The 19100-nt window shown below is 60.7% G+C and carries 12 protein-coding genes; 9 read left to right on the top strand and 3 right to left on the bottom strand.

The window, feature by feature from the left end:
• Nucleotides 1-290: 290 nt before the first annotated feature.
• Nucleotides 291-2408: an arabinofuranosidase catalytic domain-containing protein gene (locus P3T43_RS31700; RefSeq protein ID WP_429284950.1), complete on the top strand. Its 2118-nt coding sequence runs from the start codon at nt 291-293 to the stop codon at nt 2406-2408.
• A gap of 92 nt (nt 2409-2500) precedes the next feature.
• Here the strand turns inward: P3T43_RS31700 and P3T43_RS31695 are convergent, their stop codons facing one another.
• The gene (locus P3T43_RS31695; protein WP_429284949.1) at nt 2501-4054 is read right to left on the bottom strand and encodes a class I adenylate-forming enzyme family protein; all 1554 of its coding nucleotides are present in this window, start codon (nt 4052-4054) and stop codon (nt 2501-2503) included.
• 442 nt (nt 4055-4496) lie between these two features.
• Between P3T43_RS31695 and P3T43_RS31690 the strand changes: the two genes are divergently transcribed.
• From P3T43_RS31690 to P3T43_RS31655, 8 genes are all read left to right on the top strand, one after another.
• On the top strand, nt 4497-5741 hold the full coding sequence (locus P3T43_RS31690; protein WP_429284948.1) for a branched-chain amino acid ABC transporter substrate-binding protein: 1245 nt from the start codon (nt 4497-4499) through the stop codon (nt 5739-5741).
• A gap of 125 nt (nt 5742-5866) precedes the next feature.
• The gene (locus tag P3T43_RS31685; RefSeq protein WP_429284947.1) at nt 5867-6814 is read left to right on the top strand and encodes a branched-chain amino acid ABC transporter permease; all 948 of its coding nucleotides are present in this window, start codon (nt 5867-5869) and stop codon (nt 6812-6814) included.
• A 39-nt stretch (nt 6815-6853) separates the two neighbouring features.
• Entirely contained in the window at nt 6854-8134 is a 1281-nt protein-coding gene (locus tag P3T43_RS31680) for a branched-chain amino acid ABC transporter permease (RefSeq protein ID WP_429284990.1), read from the top strand.
• Nucleotides 8131-8904: an ABC transporter ATP-binding protein gene (locus P3T43_RS31675; RefSeq protein ID WP_429284946.1), complete on the top strand. Its 774-nt coding sequence runs from the start codon at nt 8131-8133 to the stop codon at nt 8902-8904. The genes P3T43_RS31680 and P3T43_RS31675 overlap by 4 nt, the downstream gene beginning before the upstream one ends.
• Complete coding sequence (locus P3T43_RS31670; RefSeq protein WP_429284945.1) at nt 8904-9617, top strand: ABC transporter ATP-binding protein; 714 nt, start codon at nt 8904-8906, stop codon at nt 9615-9617. The genes P3T43_RS31675 and P3T43_RS31670 overlap by 1 nt, the downstream gene beginning before the upstream one ends.
• Before the next feature lie 24 nt (nt 9618-9641).
• A complete protein-coding gene (locus tag P3T43_RS31665; protein ID WP_429284944.1) occupies nt 9642-11681 on the top strand; it encodes an acetoacetate--CoA ligase in 2040 nt (679 codons plus the stop codon).
• 101 nt (nt 11682-11782) lie between these two features.
• Complete coding sequence (locus tag P3T43_RS31660; protein ID WP_429284943.1) at nt 11783-12952, top strand: fumarylacetoacetate hydrolase family protein; 1170 nt, start codon at nt 11783-11785, stop codon at nt 12950-12952.
• Between the two features lie 43 nt (nt 12953-12995).
• Nucleotides 12996-14384 (top strand): FAD-binding oxidoreductase, encoded by a 1389-nt coding sequence (locus P3T43_RS31655; protein ID WP_429284942.1) that lies wholly within the window; start codon nt 12996-12998, stop codon nt 14382-14384.
• 35 nt (nt 14385-14419) lie between these two features.
• Here the strand turns inward: P3T43_RS31655 and P3T43_RS31650 are convergent, their stop codons facing one another.
• On the bottom strand, nt 14420-16111 hold the full coding sequence (locus tag P3T43_RS31650; protein WP_429284941.1) for a glycoside hydrolase family 13 protein: 1692 nt from the start codon (nt 16109-16111) through the stop codon (nt 14420-14422).
• A gap of 369 nt (nt 16112-16480) precedes the next feature.
• Nucleotides 16481-18469, bottom strand: coding sequence for an RNA polymerase sigma factor RpoD (rpoD, locus tag P3T43_RS31645; RefSeq protein ID WP_429284940.1), 1989 nt, complete (start codon nt 18467-18469; stop codon nt 16481-16483).
• Nucleotides 18470-19100 lie beyond the last annotated feature (631 nt).

Raw genomic sequence — 19100 nt, 5'->3', positions numbered from 1 at the left:
CATATTAGCGATAATATTTTCCGGCGCGTGGCACCTCCCAGCATATGACCATATGGCGTCATCACCAGATCATCTCTTTATTTGCGCATAGGGATTATCCCTAGAAGGTTCGGCGATAATATTGACTAATATTATTACCGAGCGGGGCATCCCACTGCCGCGCGCTCTACCCAAAGATCGAAACCATTTCTAGGCGTAACGCGCCCAGGAGGGCGCGTTACGCCACCCCGTAGTCCATCTTCCAACCCGCCGTGAGTGACTGACAGTTTCGACGAATACTTGCTTGATCAGTGACGATTCTGTGTCGAAAAGTTTGGATAACTAAATGTTTTAAATCTAATCCGATACTTGGTTTACAGGAGGAGGTCATGATGTCCAGAGGAGTGGGATTAATTTCCGTCTTGTTGGCAATGACTGTCGCACTTGCTGCATGCGATGGAGGCAGTAGCGGGACGTCCCAGGCCGCAGGCGTGGCGAACACAAGCGTGGCGCCAGCGGCGGCTGCCGCGCAGTCAACCCCATCGAATGACAGTGCATCTGCAGAAGAGGCGTCAGCGACTCCTCTACCTTGCGACGTCGCTGCAACGGCTAACACGCCGTGCTCCGCAGCGCACAGCGTTACCCGCTTGCTGACCCGAAACTACAAGGGGCCGCTGTTTCAGATTCAACGGGCGTCTGACAATACAACACTGAACGTGTATCCCTATACGTCGGCCAACTTGCCGCACGGCGCCGACCGCACGCTGATTGGCTCGACCAATGTCAACAGCACGGACGCTTTCTGCAACAACACCACTTGCTCCGTCACGTACCTCTACGACCAGATTGACCTCGTTGCGCCGCTCAAGGGCGGTGCGTTCGGCAATGTGGCGGCCACTCTCACGCTCAATGCGGACGGAACGGAGTCTCTGACCGTGCCGGGCACCAGTTCAGCGGCGCACCAGGCGAGGACGGTTCCGGTCCTGAACGGCTTCGCGACGATCACGCTGCCCGGAAGCGCGCCATTGACCGTTCAATTGCTACAGCCTCCGACCGCGCTCACCGCGCAGTCGCCGACCGAGCAGATATCGATTGGTAATGACTTGCCGGCGCTTTCGGGCACGCCAGCAAAACTGGCTTTCGTGCCGCTGCAAGGCGCCCAGATTCCGGCGTTAGGCACACTGGCGGGACAGGCGTATCGCAATCGCTTTGGCACGGTGAACCAGTCGATCGGTGACAGCGAAATCGCCGAATATATGGTCGCAGGCGCGCATTATAGTCAGTCCTCGACCTGCTGCGGGACGTACGGAAATATGGAGAGCAGTGCTAACCCCAGCACCTACGCGCACGGAGAGATCGAAGGCGAAATGTTTGGGCTGGCGTTTTCGAACGGTAACGCCGCGACGTTTGGCTATTGCGACGGCGATTCGAGTCAACCGCTCACCGTAAAGGATCCGGTATGCAATGCACTCGATACCAACTGGCCGGGCGTCGATGCGGAAGCGGGCGTTTATCTCTACGGACCGCAGCAGCCGCCGAAGGACAAGTTCGTCACGGTGCTGTCCAAATACTCGCCAGTGACCGCGTCCAATATCTTCGCTGTCAAAGACGGGTCGTCCTCGCAGAATGTACTGACTGCGACCTATGACGGGGCGCCTCCAGAAGCCTACAACTTTGGCAACGATGCGGGCCATGCGTTCAATGGCCAATGGCAAGGTGGTTTGTCGCTGGGCGAAGGCGGCGATGGCAGCGCGGCTCCCGTGCAGTTCTTCGAAGGCGCCGTGATCACCAAGGCAACCTCCGATACGACCGATAACGCCATCCAAACAAGCATTGCCGGCTTTTATGGGCCGCCGGCCGATAAGGCCACGGCTGCCTGCTATGCCAACAACCTGATCGACTCGCCGTTGAGTCTCGCTACGCCGGACGCATGGGCCCAACAAAATGGCGGTACCGCCGTGCCCGCAACCGATATCTCTGGAGTGAACAGAGGCGCCGCTACGGTTACCAGTACGAACGGCTCATCCGTGTCGAACATTCGCGAGATCATCCGGGTTCAGGGCGGCCAGTCGTATAGCTTCAGTGACTACGTTCTTGCAACCACCAATGCTACGGTGTTCCCGGGCGGATCGATCCAGACCGATGACCCGAGTGGCACGGAATTTGGCTGGGTTCTCAATACGAACACAGGCGCTATCGTGCGAGGCACATGGGGTGCGGGACAGGCGAGTTCGCTCACCGCTGTGAAGTCGGGCAACTGGTGGAAAGTGACGATGACGCTGACCGCGCCCGCTGGATCGAACAATGCACAAGTGTTCATCGATCCGCCGACCTCTAGCGCGGCCGGTGTTCGCTCACAGCAAACGGCCTATTTGAGCGCAACGCATTACTGCCCAAGCCTGGCTATCGCATCTAACCTGGGAATGTAGGCATGAAGCCGCGCCGGGTTTTCAAAACCTGAGCGGCAATGGGAGATGGCGGCGCTTTCTCATTCGAAAGCGTCGCGAGTTATTTTGGCATCTTAACGATCGAAACGAAATTGCTCGCGCAATTCCCGTTTCAACACCTTGCCGATCGGGCTGCGCGGCAATGCATCAATGAACCTGAGCGCAGAGAGGCGCTGCATTTTCCCCAGACGCGCATTGATCCACGCCAATAACGTATTCTCATCGAGCGTCGCTTGTGGCCGGCACACGACGAATGCCACCGGCGTTTCGCCCCATTGCTCGGACGGCGCCCCGACCACGGCGGCATCCGCCACGTCCGGATGCACCCGTAGTTCGGTCTCCAGATCACTTGGGTACACGTTGAAGCCGCCCGAAATGATCATGTCCTTCTTGCGATCGAGAAGCGTCAGAAAACCGTCTTCGTCGAAGCGCCCCATATCGCCGGTGCGGATGAAGCGCTTGCCGCTCGGGTCGTACCATTCCGCCTCGGCGGTCTTTTCCGGTTGCCGGTAATAGCCGGTCATCATGGCCGGCGAATGGCCGACGATTTCACCGATTTCTCCTTGCGCCACTTCGTTGCCCAACTCGTTGATCAGGCGGACATCGTGGCCTTCCACGGGCTTGCCGACCGTGTGCAGTTTGTCGGGGCATGCATGTGCCTCGAGTTGACATGAGCCACCGCCTTCCGTCATGCCGTAGTATTCGGTCAGTTTGCCGGGCCAGCGCCACACCACGTCGGCCTTCACGCTGGCTGCGAACGGCGCGCTGGTACAGAACTTCGCCTCAAAACTGGACAGATCGTAGCGGTCGAAGTCGGGGTGCGCCATCAGGCGCTGATACTGAATCGGGACGAGCATCGTGTGCGTCACACGATGCTGCTGCGCGAGTATCAGGTAGCGTGTCGTGTCGAACTTCGGCATCAGTACGACCGTGCCGCCGACCGTGAGCGTCGGCATGAAACTCACGAGCGTGGTGTTGGAGTACAGCGGAGTCGAGATCAGCGTCGTGGCATCCGGCCCATAGCCGCGTTCGATGCTGCGCTGCGCGTAGGCCCAGCGCATGCCGTGCGACTGCACGATGCCTTTCGGCGTACCGGTCGTGCCGGACGAATAGATGATGTTGAATGGCCACGCCGGCTCGATCGTCACGGACGAGGGTGTTGTGCCCGCGGACGCGAGCCACGTCTGAAGCCCGATGCTGCCAGGATGCCCGTCAAGTGCAACGGCTGTGACGCTGATCTCGCCGGCGACCGGCCCAAGCAGACTCTTGACCTCCGCGTCCAGAAACAGCATCTGCGCACCTGAGTTGACGATCATGCTGACAAGGCTTGACGCGCTCGACGATGGCGCGAGCGGCGCTACCGCTGCGCCTGCCCGCAGGCCGCCGAGAAACGCCACGACGTATTCAACCGATGCCGTCGCGCACAGCGCAATCGCGTCGCCAGGCTTGAGCCCGTCGCGCTGAAGTGCGGCGGCAAAACGGTCGACCCTCGCGTCCAGTTCAGCGTACGTGACGCGCTCGTCGTTGCAGATCAAGGCAGCGTGGTCGCCACGCTCGATCGCGAAGCGGCGGATCATATCTGTAATGCAGACGAAGGGTTCGTTCAGCAATGCGTCAAGCCATGTCATGAGGTGTTGTCTCCGCGAGTCCCGGTGTGCCCGATTCTGATGGCTCGACGATCATACGTACGCGTTTCTGTCGTGTAAATAAAAGCACGCTCATTCATTTTTTCGTCGATAACCGCACTAGGTGTTTTCCCGGCTAAGCCCTGCTGGAAGCACTATTTGCGTGGTTTGCCCGTTGACACGCTCCGAACGGTCGTGCGAAATTGTATGTTGAATCCCGATAGCCACGCCCTGTTAGACGCGCATCACTTCGTCAATTGAAATGCTTTCAATTGGCATGGAGAGACGAAGCATGTCGGTCAGCCGTTCTCGTTCACCCGCCTCAGCAACACCGCCTCCACCGTCTCATCGCGCACGCGCAAATGTCCTCGTGTGATCCGCGTGTTCATATGCTTAGTTATACCTGGGATATAAAATCGGTTTCAAAATCGTAGGAGACAACTGAATGAAGAAGATGCGTTCTGTGTTGGCTGGCGCAACGGTTTTCATGGTGATGGCTTCGGGTGCTGCGTTGGCGGACACCGTCAAGGTTGCGTATATCGACACGCTCTCGGGTTTGATGGGTTCGCTAGGCAACAACGAACTGAAGAGCTGGCAATACGTGACCGAGATCGCTAACCAGCAGGACTGGGCCGGCGGTCAGAAATTCGAAATGGTCCCGTTCGACAACAAGCTTTCGCCGCAACAGAGTCTGACGCTTCTGAACGAGGCAGCCGATCAGGGCATCCGCTATATCGCGCAGGGTAACGGTTCGTCCGTGGGCCTCGCGCTCGAAGATGCGGTGTCCAAGTACAATGCGCGCAATCCCGGCAAGGAGATCATCTACCTGAATTTTGCTGCGGTAGATCCGGCCATGACCAATAGCAAGTGCGACTATTGGCACTTCCGTTTCGATGCCAACGCCGACATGAAGATGGAAGCATTGACCACCTTTCTCGCCAAGGATCCGAACGTCAAGAAGGTCTACCTGATCGATCAGGATTACTCCTTCGGTCATGATGTGTCGCGCACCGCGCAGGAGTATCTCAAACGCAAGCGTCCGGACATCCAGATCGTGGGTGACGATTTTCACCCGTTAGCACAGGTCAAGGATTTCTCGCCGTATGCGAGCAAGATCAAGGCATCGGGCGCCGATACCGTGATTACCGGCAACTGGGGCAGCGATCTGGCGTTGCTCATTAAAGCGGGCAAGGACGCAGGCGTGACGGCGAATTACTATACTTACTATGCATCCACCACCGGCGTGCCGACGGCGATGGGGGCGGCGGGTGCCGGGCACGTCCGCTATGTCGGTTATATGGGGCCGAACAGCAAGGACAATCCGCCGCAAGCCGATCAGGTCATGGACGGCTTCAAGAAAAAATACGATGACGATTTCTTCGAAATGGCGGCCTATACTGCCGTCGCAATGTTGGGCAAGGCGATGAAGGAGACCAGATCCACGGATCCGGTCAAGGTCGCCAAGGCCATGGAGGGGATGAAGGTGCAGAGTCTGAACGGCATCGTCGAAATGCGCGCCTCCGATCATCAGGCGCAACAGCCCCTCGTGATCGCCACGTGGGTGAAGGCGGATGGCAAAGACGTCAAGTACGACCAGGAAAAGACCGGCTATGGATGGCGGACCGATGCCGTGCTCGACGCTTCGTCAGCCACCCAGCCGACCTCGTGCCAGATGAAGCGGCCGAACTAGGCCGGGACGCTCGCTACTTGAACGGGCCCGGTTAAACAATACGTGGTGGCCGGGTTAGCCCGGCCGCTATCCTTCGCGAGGCGCGCGCCTCGCGAAGTCGGCGCCAGAAGTAAGGAACATTGTCCGTGGAATTCTTCGTCATCTCCTTGTTGAACGGCATCAGCTACGGGCTGCTGCTGTTTTTGCTGTCGTCGGGGCTTACGCTGATTTTCAGCATGATGGGCGTGCTCAACTTCGCGCACGCCAGTTTCTACATGCTGGGCGCCTACTTCGCCTACGCGATTTCCAGCAAGCTGGGCTTCTGGCCGGCGCTCGTGCTGGCTCCGTTACTGGTGGTCGTCGTCGGGGCGCTCGTCGAACGTTTCGGACTGCGCACGGTGTATAAGTACGGGCACGTCGCCGAGCTGCTGTTTACGTTCGGTCTGGCGTATCTGATCGAAGAGGCTGTCAAGCTGGTCTGGGGGCAGTCCGCCGTGCCCTACCGGATTCCGCAGGAACTGGATGGGCCGCTGTTTCAGGTGTTCTCCTCGGTGTTTCCCAAGTACCGCGCATTCATGATGCTGGTGTCGGTGGCGATGCTGGTAGCGATGTACCTGGTGCTCACTCGCACGCGCATCGGGCTTGTGATCCAGGCTGCGCTGACGCATCCGCACATGGTCGAAGCGCTCGGCCACAACGTGCAGCGCGTGTTCATGCTGGTGTTCGCCAGCGGCGCCGCGCTCGCGGGTGTGGCGGGTGTCATAGGCGGCAATGCGTTTGTCACTTCACCGTCGATGGCCGCTTCGGTCGGCACGATTGTGTTCGTCGTCGCGGTCGTGGGTGGGATGGGCTCGCTCGCAGGGGCGTTCATCGCCTCGCTGCTGATCGGATTGCTGCAGACGTTTGCCGTCACCATCGACGCCTCGTTTGCCGACCTGTTCGGCCTTATCGGTCTGCATGTGACGAGCGCCACGCCGCTGTCCTCGGTCTGGAAGCTGACTGTGTCGCAGATGGCGCCGGTGCTGCCCTATCTTCTGATGGTGGTCATGATGATCGTGCGCCCACGTGGGCTCATGGGCACGCGCGAGGGCTAGATCATGAAACCTGTCCTGAGACATAGCTACCAGCAGACCATGGCCCACGAAGGCCGTTCTACTGCGCCGCCGCGTCATCTCGCGCGCTATCTGATCTGGGCGCTCACGGCGCTCGTGATGGTGCTGGCGCCGCTGATCTTTTCGAGCGGCTTTGCCATCACGCTGTTGTCGCAGATGGGGATCATGATTATCTTCGCGCTGTCGTACAACATGCTGCTCGGCCAGTCCGGCATGCTGTCCTTCGGACACGCGGTTTATTCGGGCATGGGCGCGTTCATCGCAGTGCATGTGCTCAATCAGATGGGCGCGGCCGAAGTTGGGTTGCCCGTGTCGTTGCTGCCGCTGGTGGGTGGTCTCGGCGGTGCGTTGTTCGGCGTGCTGTTTGGTTACGTGACCACCCGCAAGGCGGGCACCACATTCGCGATGATCACGCTGGGTATCGGGGAGATGGTGTTCGCCAGTTCGCTGATGTTCCCCGATTTCTTCGGCGGCGAAGGCGGTATCTCCACCAACCGGGTGGTCGGCCATGCCGTGCTTGGCATCACCTATGGCCCGGGGCGTCAGGTGTACTACCTGATTGCCGCGTGGTGTCTGCTGTCGATGATCGCCATGTATGCATGGACGCACACCCCGTTGGGCCGCATCGCCAACGCCGTGCGCGACAACGCCGAGCGGGCCGAATTCGTCGGCTACAACACTCAGCGCGTCCGCTACCTGGTGGTGATCCTGTCGGCTTTTTTTGCCGGCATTTCCGGCGGCCTTTCGGTGATCAACTTCGAGATCGTATCGGCGGAAAACGTGGGCGCCGTGCACTCCGGCAGCGTGTTGCTAGCTACTTTCATCGGCGGCGGTGGGTTTTTCTTTGGGCCCGTGATCGGCGCAATCGTGTTTGTGCTGTTCGCCGTTGCGCTGTCCAGCCTGACCCAGGCGTGGCTGCTTTACCTCGGGCTGTTCTTCGTGCTGATGGTGATGTTCGTGCCGGGCGGCGTTTCGAGTCTGCTGATGAAGCAGGTACCGTTGCTGGCCAAACGCAAACTGGGCCGCATGCTGCCCTCGTACTCGGTGGCGTTGGGCGCGGGCCTGATCCTGCTGACGGCGTTGATCCTGACCGTGGAACTGACCTACAAGTTGCAGATCGACAGTGACAATGGCACCGGTATGTCGTTGGCGGGATTCGCTTTCGATGCCGCCTCGCTCAAGCCCTGGATGGTTGGCGTGGCGCTGTGGATCGCCGGCGCACTGAGCTGGCGCGCAGCGGTGGCGCGCGTGCATCAGGCGTGGGACGCTGTTCAGGCGGAAATGGCAGGAGGCGAGGTATGACGGCCGCACTCGAATTGACCGGGCTCACCAAAAACTTCGGCCAGACGGAAATCATCCGCGGGGTCAACCTGAGCATTCCTAAGGGTGAACGGCACGCGCTGATCGGCCCCAATGGCGCAGGCAAATCGACGACCTTCAATCTGATCTCGGGGCGTTGCGCGCCGAGTTCCGGCTCGGTCAGGCTCAACGGTGTCGAGATTGGCGGTCTTAAGCCGTTTGTGATCAACCGCATGGGCCTTTCGCGCAGCTTCCAGATCACGAACATTTTTCATCGGCTCTCGGTATTCGAGAACCTGCGTTGTGCAGTGCTGTGGTCGCTTGGCTACAAATACTCGTTCTGGCATCGGCTGGCCAAGCTGCACGATGCACGTCAGCGTGCCGACGAAGTGCTCGAACTGATCGGGCTGCAACGCCGCCGCGACACCCAGGCGAGTCTGCTGACCTACGCCGAGCAACGCGCGCTGGAGATTGGCATCACTATTGCCGGCGGCGCGGAAGTCATCCTGCTGGACGAACCCACGGCAGGCATGAGCCGCTCGGAGTCGGATCAGGCCGTGGAGTTGATCCGCAATGTGACGGTCGGCAAGACGCTCGTGATGGTCGAGCACGACATGGGTGTGGTGTTTGGCCTCGCGGACCGCATTTCGGTACTGGTTTATGGCGAGGTCATCGCGACGGATACCCCAGAGGCGATCCGCAACAACAGCAAGGTCAAGGAAGCCTACCTTGGCGCCACACTCGACGAAAACTCCATCGAGGGAGCGCGCTGATGGCGCCGCGCATGCTCGACGTACAAGGCCTGCACGCCTATTACGGCAAGAGCCACATTCTGCAAGGAGTCGACGTGCATGTCGACGAAGGCGAAATCGTCACCTTGCTCGGGCGCAACGGAGTGGGGCGCTCCACCATGGCCAAAACCATTCTCGGGATGGTCAAGGCCGCGGGCTCGGTGCGCTTTCGCGATCAGGAGATTCTGGGGCGTCGCACCTTTGAGATCGCGCAATTGGGCATCGGCTATGTGCCTGAGAATCGCGACATCTTCCCCACGCTGACGGTGCGCCAGAATCTGCTGCTGGGCGAAAAACGCGGCCGGCGTCAGCGCAAACCACGCTGGACGCTCGCGGAGATGTATGAAATGTTTCCGCGCTTGAAGGAGCGCGAGAACACCGCAGCGGGCGTGCTATCCGGTGGCGAGCAGCAGATGTTGACGCTGTGCCGCACGTTGATGGGCGACCCGGACCTGATCCTGATCGACGAGCCTACGGAAGGACTCGCCCCGATGCTGGTGCGACTGGTCGCCCAGTATCTGCAGGCGCTCAAGGAGCGCGGCGTGTCAGTGCTCCTGATCGAGCAGAAGCTCGCTATCGCGCTCGACATTTCGCAGCGCGTCTATGTCATGGGTCACGGGAATATCGTATTCGAAGGGACGCCCGCCGAGCTGAAGGCCAATGCGCAGGTGCGCAAGGAATGGCTGGAGGTGTAGCGCTGTTTTTTGCCGACCGAAGCTATGAGCCAAGAAGATTCCGCCGCCGGTTACCAACTCGTCAGTGCTGCCTGCCGTCCACAAATCCGTCTGTATCAGGACTGGTTGAAGCGAACCCGTGGCCTCGCGTTCGAGTCGTACGACGCACTGTGGCGTTGGTCGGTCACGGATCTCGACGCATTCTGGGCAAGCATCTGGGAATACAGCGGCATGCATTCGCCGACACCCTATAGCGCGGTGCTGGCCGAGGAGCGTATGCCCGGCGCGCGCTGGTTTCCTGATGCGCAGGTGAACTACGCATATCAGGTGCTTCGACATGTGGCTGATGCACACCAGGCAGGTGTGCCCGCCATTGTCAGCGAGGACGAGCAGGGTTCTATCAGAGCACTCGGCTGGCCCGAATTGAAGCGACAGGTGGCCGCGCTTGCCTTGACCTTGCGCGAACGCGGCGTGCAACGTGGCGACCGCGTGGTCGCTTATTTGCCCAACGTGCCTGAGACCGTGGTGGCGTTTCTGGCGTGCTGCAGCATCGGCGCGGTGTGGAGTGTGTGCGCGCCCGATATGGGACTGCAGGCCGTCATCGACCGGTTCCGGCAAATCGAACCGCGTGTCGTGATCGCCGCCGATGGCGTCCACTACGCAGGCCGCGCGATGGATCGCAGCCAGGTGGTGTCCTCGCTGCGTGCAGCGTTGCCTCACGTGCACACGCTGATCGTGCTGGAAACGGCGTATGCGGATTCGCGTGTGACTGACGCACTCAGCTTCGCGGATACCGTTGCACGCGACGATGCGGCCACCGCTGCCTTTGTTCCCGAGTGGTTGCCATTCGATCATCCGCTCTGGGTAGTTTATTCAAGCGGTACTACAGGTCTGCCCAAAGCCATCGTGCAAAGCCACGGCGGCGTCCTGATGACCGCTTTGAGCGTCATCTTGCATACGGACTTCGGCGCGAGTTATAGCGCCAACAACTATGGCGAACGGTTCCACTGGTACTCCTCGACGGGCTGGATCATGTGGAATGTGCAGGTTGCCGGGTTGCTGGCGGGCACGACGATCTGTCTCTACGACGGCTGCCCGAGCGGCAGCAAGGAGCATCCGGATTGGGGCGTGCTGTGGCGCTTCGCCGCCCGTCACCACGTCACCATTTTCGGCGCGGGCGCTGCTTTCCACGGCAATTGCATGAAGGCGGGCTTGTCGCTGGCCGATTGCGGCGACCTCTCACGGTTGCGTGCCATTGGCACGACCGGTTCGCCGCTGCCGGAAGACGTGCAGCGTTGGGGCACCGCGCAATTCGCGGCGCTTGGAACGCCGGACATCTGGTGGCTCAATATCTCCGGCGGAACCGATCTGAGCGGCAACTTTCTCACCGGCAACCGTGAATTGCCGCAAGTCCCTGGGCGCATGCAATGTCGTCAATTGGGTGCTGCGGTCGAGGCCTGGAACGAGGCCGGGCAACCGGTGACAGGCGAAGTGGGCGAACTGGTTTGCACGCGGCCCATTCCCGCTATGCCGCTATATTTCTGGGGCGACGCAGCCAATGCCCGCTACCTGTCGAGCTATTTCGATGTCTATCCCGGCGTGTGGCGTCACGGAGACTGGCTCAGGATCGATACGGACGGCGCGTGCACGATCTACGGCCGCAGCGACGCCACGATCAATCGCAGCGGCTTGCGCATGGGTACCAGTGAGATCTATGCCGCAGTTGAGGCATTGCCCGAAGTGCTCGATTCGATGGTGATCGATCTCGAGTTTCTTGGGCGCGAAAGCTATCTGGCGCTGTTTGTCGTCCTGCGCGAGGGCGTCGTGCTGGATGCGGTGCTGGAATCGCATCTGGCGGCGGCCATCAGGACTTCACTGTCGCCGCGCTTTGTGCCGGACGAGATTCTGCAGGCGCCGGAAATTCCGCGCACGCTGTCCGGCAAGAAGCAGGAGGTGCCGATCAAGAAGTTGTTTCTCGGCCATGCACTTGAGAAGGTGGTCAATCGCGAAGCCATGGCGAATCCGCAGTGCCTGGACTGGTATGTGCGGCAAGCCGCCTTGCACGCGGCGCATCGTCAGGTTTAGCGCGGAACGTTCCCAGAAAGTGCGGCGTGCCTCAAAAGGTTGGACACTGCACGAGTGCATGGATAGGATCAGTTTTTGGTCAACGTTCCGGACATGACGACATGCGAACCGATCCCGCCTCCCTGCTTCCCAATGACCTCGACCACGCGCTCCTGATAGGCCGCATCTGGCGCGCGGCGCCGGTTGATGGGCCGTCTGTCGTCGTGGTCCGCGGCGGGCAGGTGTTCGACATCACGCCAACGGTTCCTACGACGGCGGATCTGTTCGACCGCGCCGACGCCGTGCAAATCGCCCGCGATGCACCGGGCGAATCACTCGGTCCGGTGCATGCGCTGATTGAAGCGAGTTTCTTGCCGGCAGGTCAAGCGGGCACACGACTGCTCGCACCATGCGATGTGCAGGCCATCAAGGCATGCGGGGTGACATTCGCCGTGAGCCTGCTTGAACGTGTAATCGAGGAACAGGCTGGGGGCGACGCTGCCAAAGCCGTCGAAGTACGCCGGACCATCGCGGAACTGATCGGCTCCGATCTGGCGAAGATCAAACCCGGGTCGGACGCCGCGCTGAAACTCAAAGCCGAACTGGAGCGGCGCGGTGCATGGTCGCAATACATGGAAGTCGGTATTGGGCCGGATGCCGAAGTGTTTTCGAAATCGCAGCCCATGTCCGCCGTGGGGCTCGGTGCTGATGTCGGTCTGTATCCGACTTCGGTGTGGAACAACCCGGAACCGGAGATCGTGCTCGCGGTGAATAGCGCGGGCCAGATTGTTGGCGCAACGCTGGGTAACGACGTGAACCTGCGCGATATAGAAGGGCGCTCGGCCTTGCTGTTGGGCAAGGCCAAGGACAACAATGGCTCGTGTGCGATCGGTCCGTTCGTGCGCCTGTTCGATGAGCGCTTCACACTCGATACGGTGCGTGCGGCGAGCCTCTCGTTACGCATCGAAGGCAAGGATGGTTTTGTGCTCGACGGCGTGAGCCATATGAAGGAAATCAGCCGCGACCCGGCTGATCTCGTCGCACAGACCCACGGGCCACATCATCAGTACCCCGATGGTTTCATGCTGTTCCTCGGCACGATGTTCTCGCCGATCAAGGATCGCGATGCGCCGGGCGCGGGTTTTACGCATCATCTCGGCGACGTAGTGACGATCGCGACACCGTCGCTCGGAGCGTTGGTGAACACGGTGCAACTGTCCACCGAGATTCCTCCGTGGACCTTCGGCGTGCGCGCCCTGTATCAAAGTCTTGCGAAACGCGGACTGCTCTGAATCGTTCGTAACCCTTATTGCTATTGCGAAGCCGGAGGCGGTCATGCAGCAGGGCGATGTAGTCGAGGCGTTGCTGGCGACGCTTGGCGCGAACGTGGTGACGTTGCGCGAGCAGTTCGGCGCACGCCAGGTGGTGGACTGGAGCGGCTTGCCAGGCGCAACGCCGCGTGCCGTCATCCGGCCACGCAACACGGACGAAGTCGCCGCAGCGTTGAGGATCTGCAATGAGCATCGCCAGCCGGTTGTGACGCAAGGTGGACTGACCGGGCTCGTAGGCGGTGCGAATCTGCGCGCCGGCGAACTGGCGCTCAGCGTGGAGCGGATGAACCGCATCGTCGAAATCGACCGTACCTCAGGCACGATGACGGTCGAAGCCGGTACACCGCTACAGGTCGTGCAGGAAGCTGCACTGGATGCGGGCCTTTATTTCCCACTTGATCTGGGCGCGCGCGGCAGTTGCACGATTGGCGGCAATCTCGCGACCAACGCGGGCGGCAATCGCGTCATCAAATATGGCATGATGCGCGATCAGGTGCTCGGCCTCGAAGCCGTGCTGGCGAGCGGCGCGGTGGTCGGCGCGCTGCACAAGATGATCAAGAACAATAGCGGCTACGATCTGCACAATCTGCTGATTGGCAGCGAGGGTACGCTGGGTGTCATCACGCGCGCGGTGCTGCGTCTCAGGCCGCGGCCTCGGGCGGTTGCAACCGCGTGGTGTGCGCTGGCCTCTTATGGCGCGGTGACGAAACTTCTCGAAGAGGCGCAGAGCGGGCTGGCTGCGGGTGTCTCCGCATTCGAGGTGATGTGGGCCGGCTATTACGACGCGGTGCTGGCGAATCTGCCGGCTTTGCGTGCGCCAGTGAAGGAGCGCTATCCGTTTTACGTGTTGCTCGAGAGCGTGGGCGGCGATTCAGTTCGGCATGGGCAAGCGTTTGAGGAATTTCTCGGCCGCATGCTGGAGGAGGATGTGGTTAGCGATGCCGCGCTGGCCGCGTCCGAGTCCGACGCGCCGGCATTCTGGGCAATCCGCGATGCGCCAGGCGAATATCCGAAGTTCATCCCGAACCATGCGGCGTACGACGTCAGCTTTTCGATCAGCGATGTCGGCGATGTTGCGCAGCATTGCGACATGCGCTTGCGTGAGCGCTGGCCGCAGGCGCTGGTGATGATTTACGGGCACCTCGGGGACGGCAATCTGCATATCGTCGTCGACGTGCCGGATGCGGGGAAGACGCTACATGGCGAGATCGACGATGTGATCTACGCTGTGACGCGCGAATTCCACGGTTCGGTTTCCGCAGAGCATGGGATCGGCACCAAGAAGAAAGCGTATCTTGGCTTCACTCGCAGCGATGCGGATATTGCCGCGATGCGTGCGGTGAAGTCGGCGCTCGACCCAAACGGGATTTTGAATCCCGGCAAGATTTTCTGAAGCGACTGGCGACTGGCGATACGGTTGGCGCTACGTCAGGTCAAGCTCAGCCACGCCGCTGTATTGCCCGGCAACTCGTCGGGCCTGTCCAGCGGCTCGCTCGACACGAGCAAAGCGCCCTGCGGCAACGTAACAGCTTGCGTACCGAGATTGACCGCCACGCGCAACGTGCCGTTGTCGAATATCAGCACATTCGACGATCCGCCGGATTGCCATTGCAAGCGGCCCGTACCGAGCGCATAGTCGCGCCGCAATTGCAGAAGCTCGCGATACAGTTCCAGCGTCGAACCGCTCACACCATCTTGCCGGTCCATGGCGTAACGCGCGAAATGAGCCGGCTGAGGCAGCCAGCTATTTTCGCTGGGACCGAAGCCGAACGAGGGCGCATCCGCCTTCCAGGGAAGCGGTACTCTGCAGCCATCGCGACCGATTTCAGCGCCCTGCGTACGAAAAAATGCAGGGTCCTGACGAAAGCGCGCGTCCAGCGTGGTGTGCTCGGGTAAGCCCAGTTCCTCGCCCTGGTAGATGTAGGTGGATCCCGGCAGCGCGAGCGTCAGCATAGCCGCGGAACGGGCGCGGCGCAGTCCCAGCGCTTCGTCTGGCTGCTCGCCGGCCGCGTCGATGCCTTTGGGGCGCGCGCCCGGCTTGCTCAGACCGTAGCGCGACGTGTGGCGCACGGAATCGTGATTGGACATCACCCAGGTTGTCGGTGCGCCGACCGTGGCCGATGCGGACAACGAACTATCGATCACCGCCCGTATTTCAGCGGTGTCCCAGTGGGCGAGCAGATAGTCGAAATTGAACGCCTGCTGCATTTCATCGCCGCGAATGTAGCGGACAAGCCGCGCTTGCGGTGCGATCCACGCTTCGGCCACCATCATCCGGTCACCCGGGTAGCTATCCAGCAGGCGGCGCCAGCTACGGTAAATGTCATGCACGCCTTCCTGATCCCACATCGGGCCGGGGTTGTGGTCGTCACCTTCGGCAGTCTCCGCGCCTTCCACCATCACGGCGTGACCGGCCCAGTCGGGCAAGCCTGGCGCCTTGATCAGGCCGTGCGCGACGTCGACCCGGAAGCCGTCTACGCCGCGGTCCAGCCAGAACCGCAGCACATCCTCGAATTCCGCGCGGACCTCGGGGTGATCCCAGTTGAGGTCAGGCTGTTTGCGGTCGAACAGGTGCAGATACCACTGCGAATCCCCCGGCGCCTGCGACCAGGCGTTGCCGCCGAATACGCTCTGCCAGTTGTTCGGCGGTAAGTCGCCATGCGGACCCTTGCCGTCGCGAAACAGATAACGCGCACGTTCGGCGCTGCCGGCGGGCGACTGCAGCGCTGCCTGGAACCACGCGTGTTCGTCGGACGTGTGATTGGGTACCAGATCGACGATCACCTTCATGCCCAGCGCGTGGGCGTCGTGCCGCATACGGTCGAAGTCGTCCAGTGTGCCGAACAGCGGATCGACGACCCGGTAGTCGGCCACGTCGTAGCCCGCATCGGCCTGCGGGGAGCGATAGAACGGCGAGAGCCAGATTGCGTCGATACCAAGGCGCGCAAGATACGGCAGCCTGGACGTGATGCCCGGCAGATCGCCGATGCCGTCACCATCCGCGTCGGCGAACGAGCGCGGGTAGATCTGGTAAATCACCGCGTTGCGCCACCACTCTGTGCCGGCAGTGGTACGTGCTTCGGCTTCGGGGAAGGTGACTTCGCTCGTGCGCATATTCATATCGCGTTCCTATTGTTGGTCTGCGTGGACAGAACCTTGTCCCAGCGCGCAACCCCGATTATGCGGGCCGAGGCTGCCGCGAATCTATTGCGGGTCATACGGGATTGTTTTCTATCGATCCCTGGTCAAGCGAGATCGTTCCCGCAGATTGGACCGAAGTCTGTCTGAAAGGAGACGGACGGGTTCGGGGCGGGGCTCTTGGGCGTCGCCAGGTTTTTGGCGCGACGTATGGACGGAGTGGTGGATTGCGCGATTCTGGACGCGAAAGACGCTTGCGGAGGGCACTGACTGCAGCTTTAGCGAGGCCCGTTGCAGGCCGCCGCCATAAACAAAAAGGGCTCTGGTTTTAACCCAGAGCCCTTCTTTAACTTACCGGTCGAGGAACGATTTGAGTCGATCCGCGCGGCTAGGATGCATCAGCTTGCGCATTGCCTTGCTTTCGATCTGGCGAATCCGTTCGCGGGTAACGTCGAACTGCTTGCCGACTTCTTCCAGCGTATGGTCCGACTTCGTGTCGATACCGTAGCGCATGCGCAGAACCTTCGCTTCGCGCGGCGACAGCGAATCGAGCGCGTCGTCGATGGCAATCCGCAGGTCGGCCTGTACCGCAGCTTCCGCCGGCGAAGTGGCCGAAGAGTCTTCGATCATGTCGCCGAGCGTCGCGTCGCCGTCTTCGCCCATCGGGGTTTCCATCGAAACCGGCTGGCGGGCGATCTTCAGGATGCTGCGGACCTTCTCTTCGGACAGGTCCATCCGCGCAGCCAGCACGGACGGATGTGCTTCCTGTCCAGTCTGTTGCAGGATCTCGCGAGAAATGCGGTTCAGCTTGTTGATCGTCTCGATCATGTGCACCGGCACACGAATCGTACGCGCCTGGTCGGCCAGCGAACGCGTGACAGCCTGCCGCACCCACCACGTTGCATACGTGGAGAACTTCCAGCCGCGACGGTATTCGAACTTGTCCACCGCTTTCATCAGACCGATGTTGCCTTCCTGAATCAGATCCAGGAACTGCATGCCACGGTTGACGTATTTCTTCGCGATCGAGATCACGAGACGCAGATTCGCCTCGATCATCTCGCTCTTTGCCTTGCGCATCTTCGCTTCGGCGGCCACCATCTTGCGGTTGATTTCCTTCAACTGCTTCAACGGCAGCGCGACGGTGGCTTCAATGGCGATCAGCTTTTGCTGTTCGGCTTGAATGGCCGGCAGGTTACGTTCCAGTGCGGCACCGAATTCCTTGGACTTGGCGGCCATGCGCATGGTCCAGTCCAGATCGGTTTCGTGGCCGGGGAACGTTTCGATAAACAGATCGCGCGGCATACCGCTCTTTTCCAGCACGATTTGCTGGAGGCGCCGTTCGATCGCACGAACTTGCGTGACCTGGTGATGCACGTCGCCGCACAGGCGGTCGATTGTCCGTGCGGTGAAGCGCAGCGCCGCGAGTTCTTGCTGGATGTCTTCACGGGCGCGCAGGTGCGCCGCCGAAGACGAGCCGTCCTTCGCGTGCAGCGAGCTGACTTCTTCGAAGCGCGTGCGCACACGAGCGAAAATCTCGAGGCAGTCGCTCGTCAGCTTCTTCAGACGCGCTTCGTCGACAGCGCTGGAATCGGCGGCGATGTCGTCGTCGCCGTCGCTGTCGTCGCTGTCGGCGGTGTCCGTGTCGAGGTCTGCGGCTGCGTCGACGCTTTCATCCGCGACTTCTTCAGCGTTGATGTTCTCGTTCAGGCCATCGACCAGTTCGTCGATGCGCAATTCGCCGGCGGCGATCTGATCGGCGCTCGCCAGAATGGCCGACACAGCCGACGGGCAGGCGGCAATCGCCTGCACCATTTCGTGCAAACCGTCTTCAATGCGCTTGGCGATCGCGATTTCGCCGGCACGGGTCAGCAACTCCGTTGCACCCATTTCACGCATGTACATGCGCACGGGGTCGGTAGTGCGGCCGAATTCGGAGTCGACGGTCGATAGCGCGACTTCCGCTTCTTCGTCGGCCTGGTCGTCCGAGACGACCGGCGAGTTAGCGTTCAGCAGCAGCGCTTCGGCATCGGGCGCTGTCTCGTAGACCGCCACGCCCATGTCATTGAAGGTGGCGACGATGGTTTCCATCGCCGCGGTTTGCGCGAAGTTGTCGGGCAGGTGATCGTTGATCTGCGCGTGCGTCAGGTAGCCGCGCTCCTTGCCCAACTGGATCAGCGCGCGCATCTGGCGTTGCTGTTCTTCGACTTGCTGCGATGTTTCGGCAGCAACCGGGATCGCTTTACCCGCGCCCTTGCCTTTGGCGGTTCGCCCGGCAGGGGCCTTGATTGAGTATCCGGCCGTGTTATCTCCGGAATCATCCCGATCGAAAGGGTTCAATGTCTTCTCCTCGAAGGCTTCGCTATGAGGCGCAAGACGCGTCCCTCAGGCGTTTCGGCTAGGCCGCAACATCACCTGAGTGATACATGCGGCTGGTTTGTCTATGCTCGCAAAGAGCGAAAAGATTGGCCCGCTCGAAGCGGGCCCATAGAGACGCGCAAAATTCGCGCGGCCAACGATTATATACGAACTTGAGGGCCAACTCTCGTCAGACGAGAGATAAATGTTGAAGAAAGGTCAAGTGGTGCGCGCCCTGGGGGGCAGATCATCCATGGTGACGACTTCCTCGGTGTGGCTTGGTCCTTCTGCTCGCCACGCTATATAGGGATGCTTTCGCTGCAAGACAAGGTGTTGGCGTGAGATACATGTGGGCCGCGCGATGCGTGTCTATAAGATCGCCCGCTGCCCCTCACGCTTCCTGCTGCGCGTTGCATCCTTGCCTCTCGTCTCTTATAGGTGCGAAGGCGGGGTGCGTGGTCTCTGACTCCATTCAACAACGCAGGGAGCATTGCGAGCGTTGACGTCGACAGGCGCACAAACTTTTTTCGCGAATAGGGTTGACGGGATGGAAAGGGCATCGCATAATTCGCCTCCCGTTTGATGACGGACGCGAAGAAAGCAGAGCTTCTGA

The organism is Paraburkholderia sp. GAS41, from assembly GCF_050436545.1.
Taxonomy (GTDB): Bacteria; Pseudomonadota; Gammaproteobacteria; order Burkholderiales; family Burkholderiaceae; genus Paraburkholderia.
This window is presented reverse-complemented; position numbering and strand designations above follow the sequence as displayed.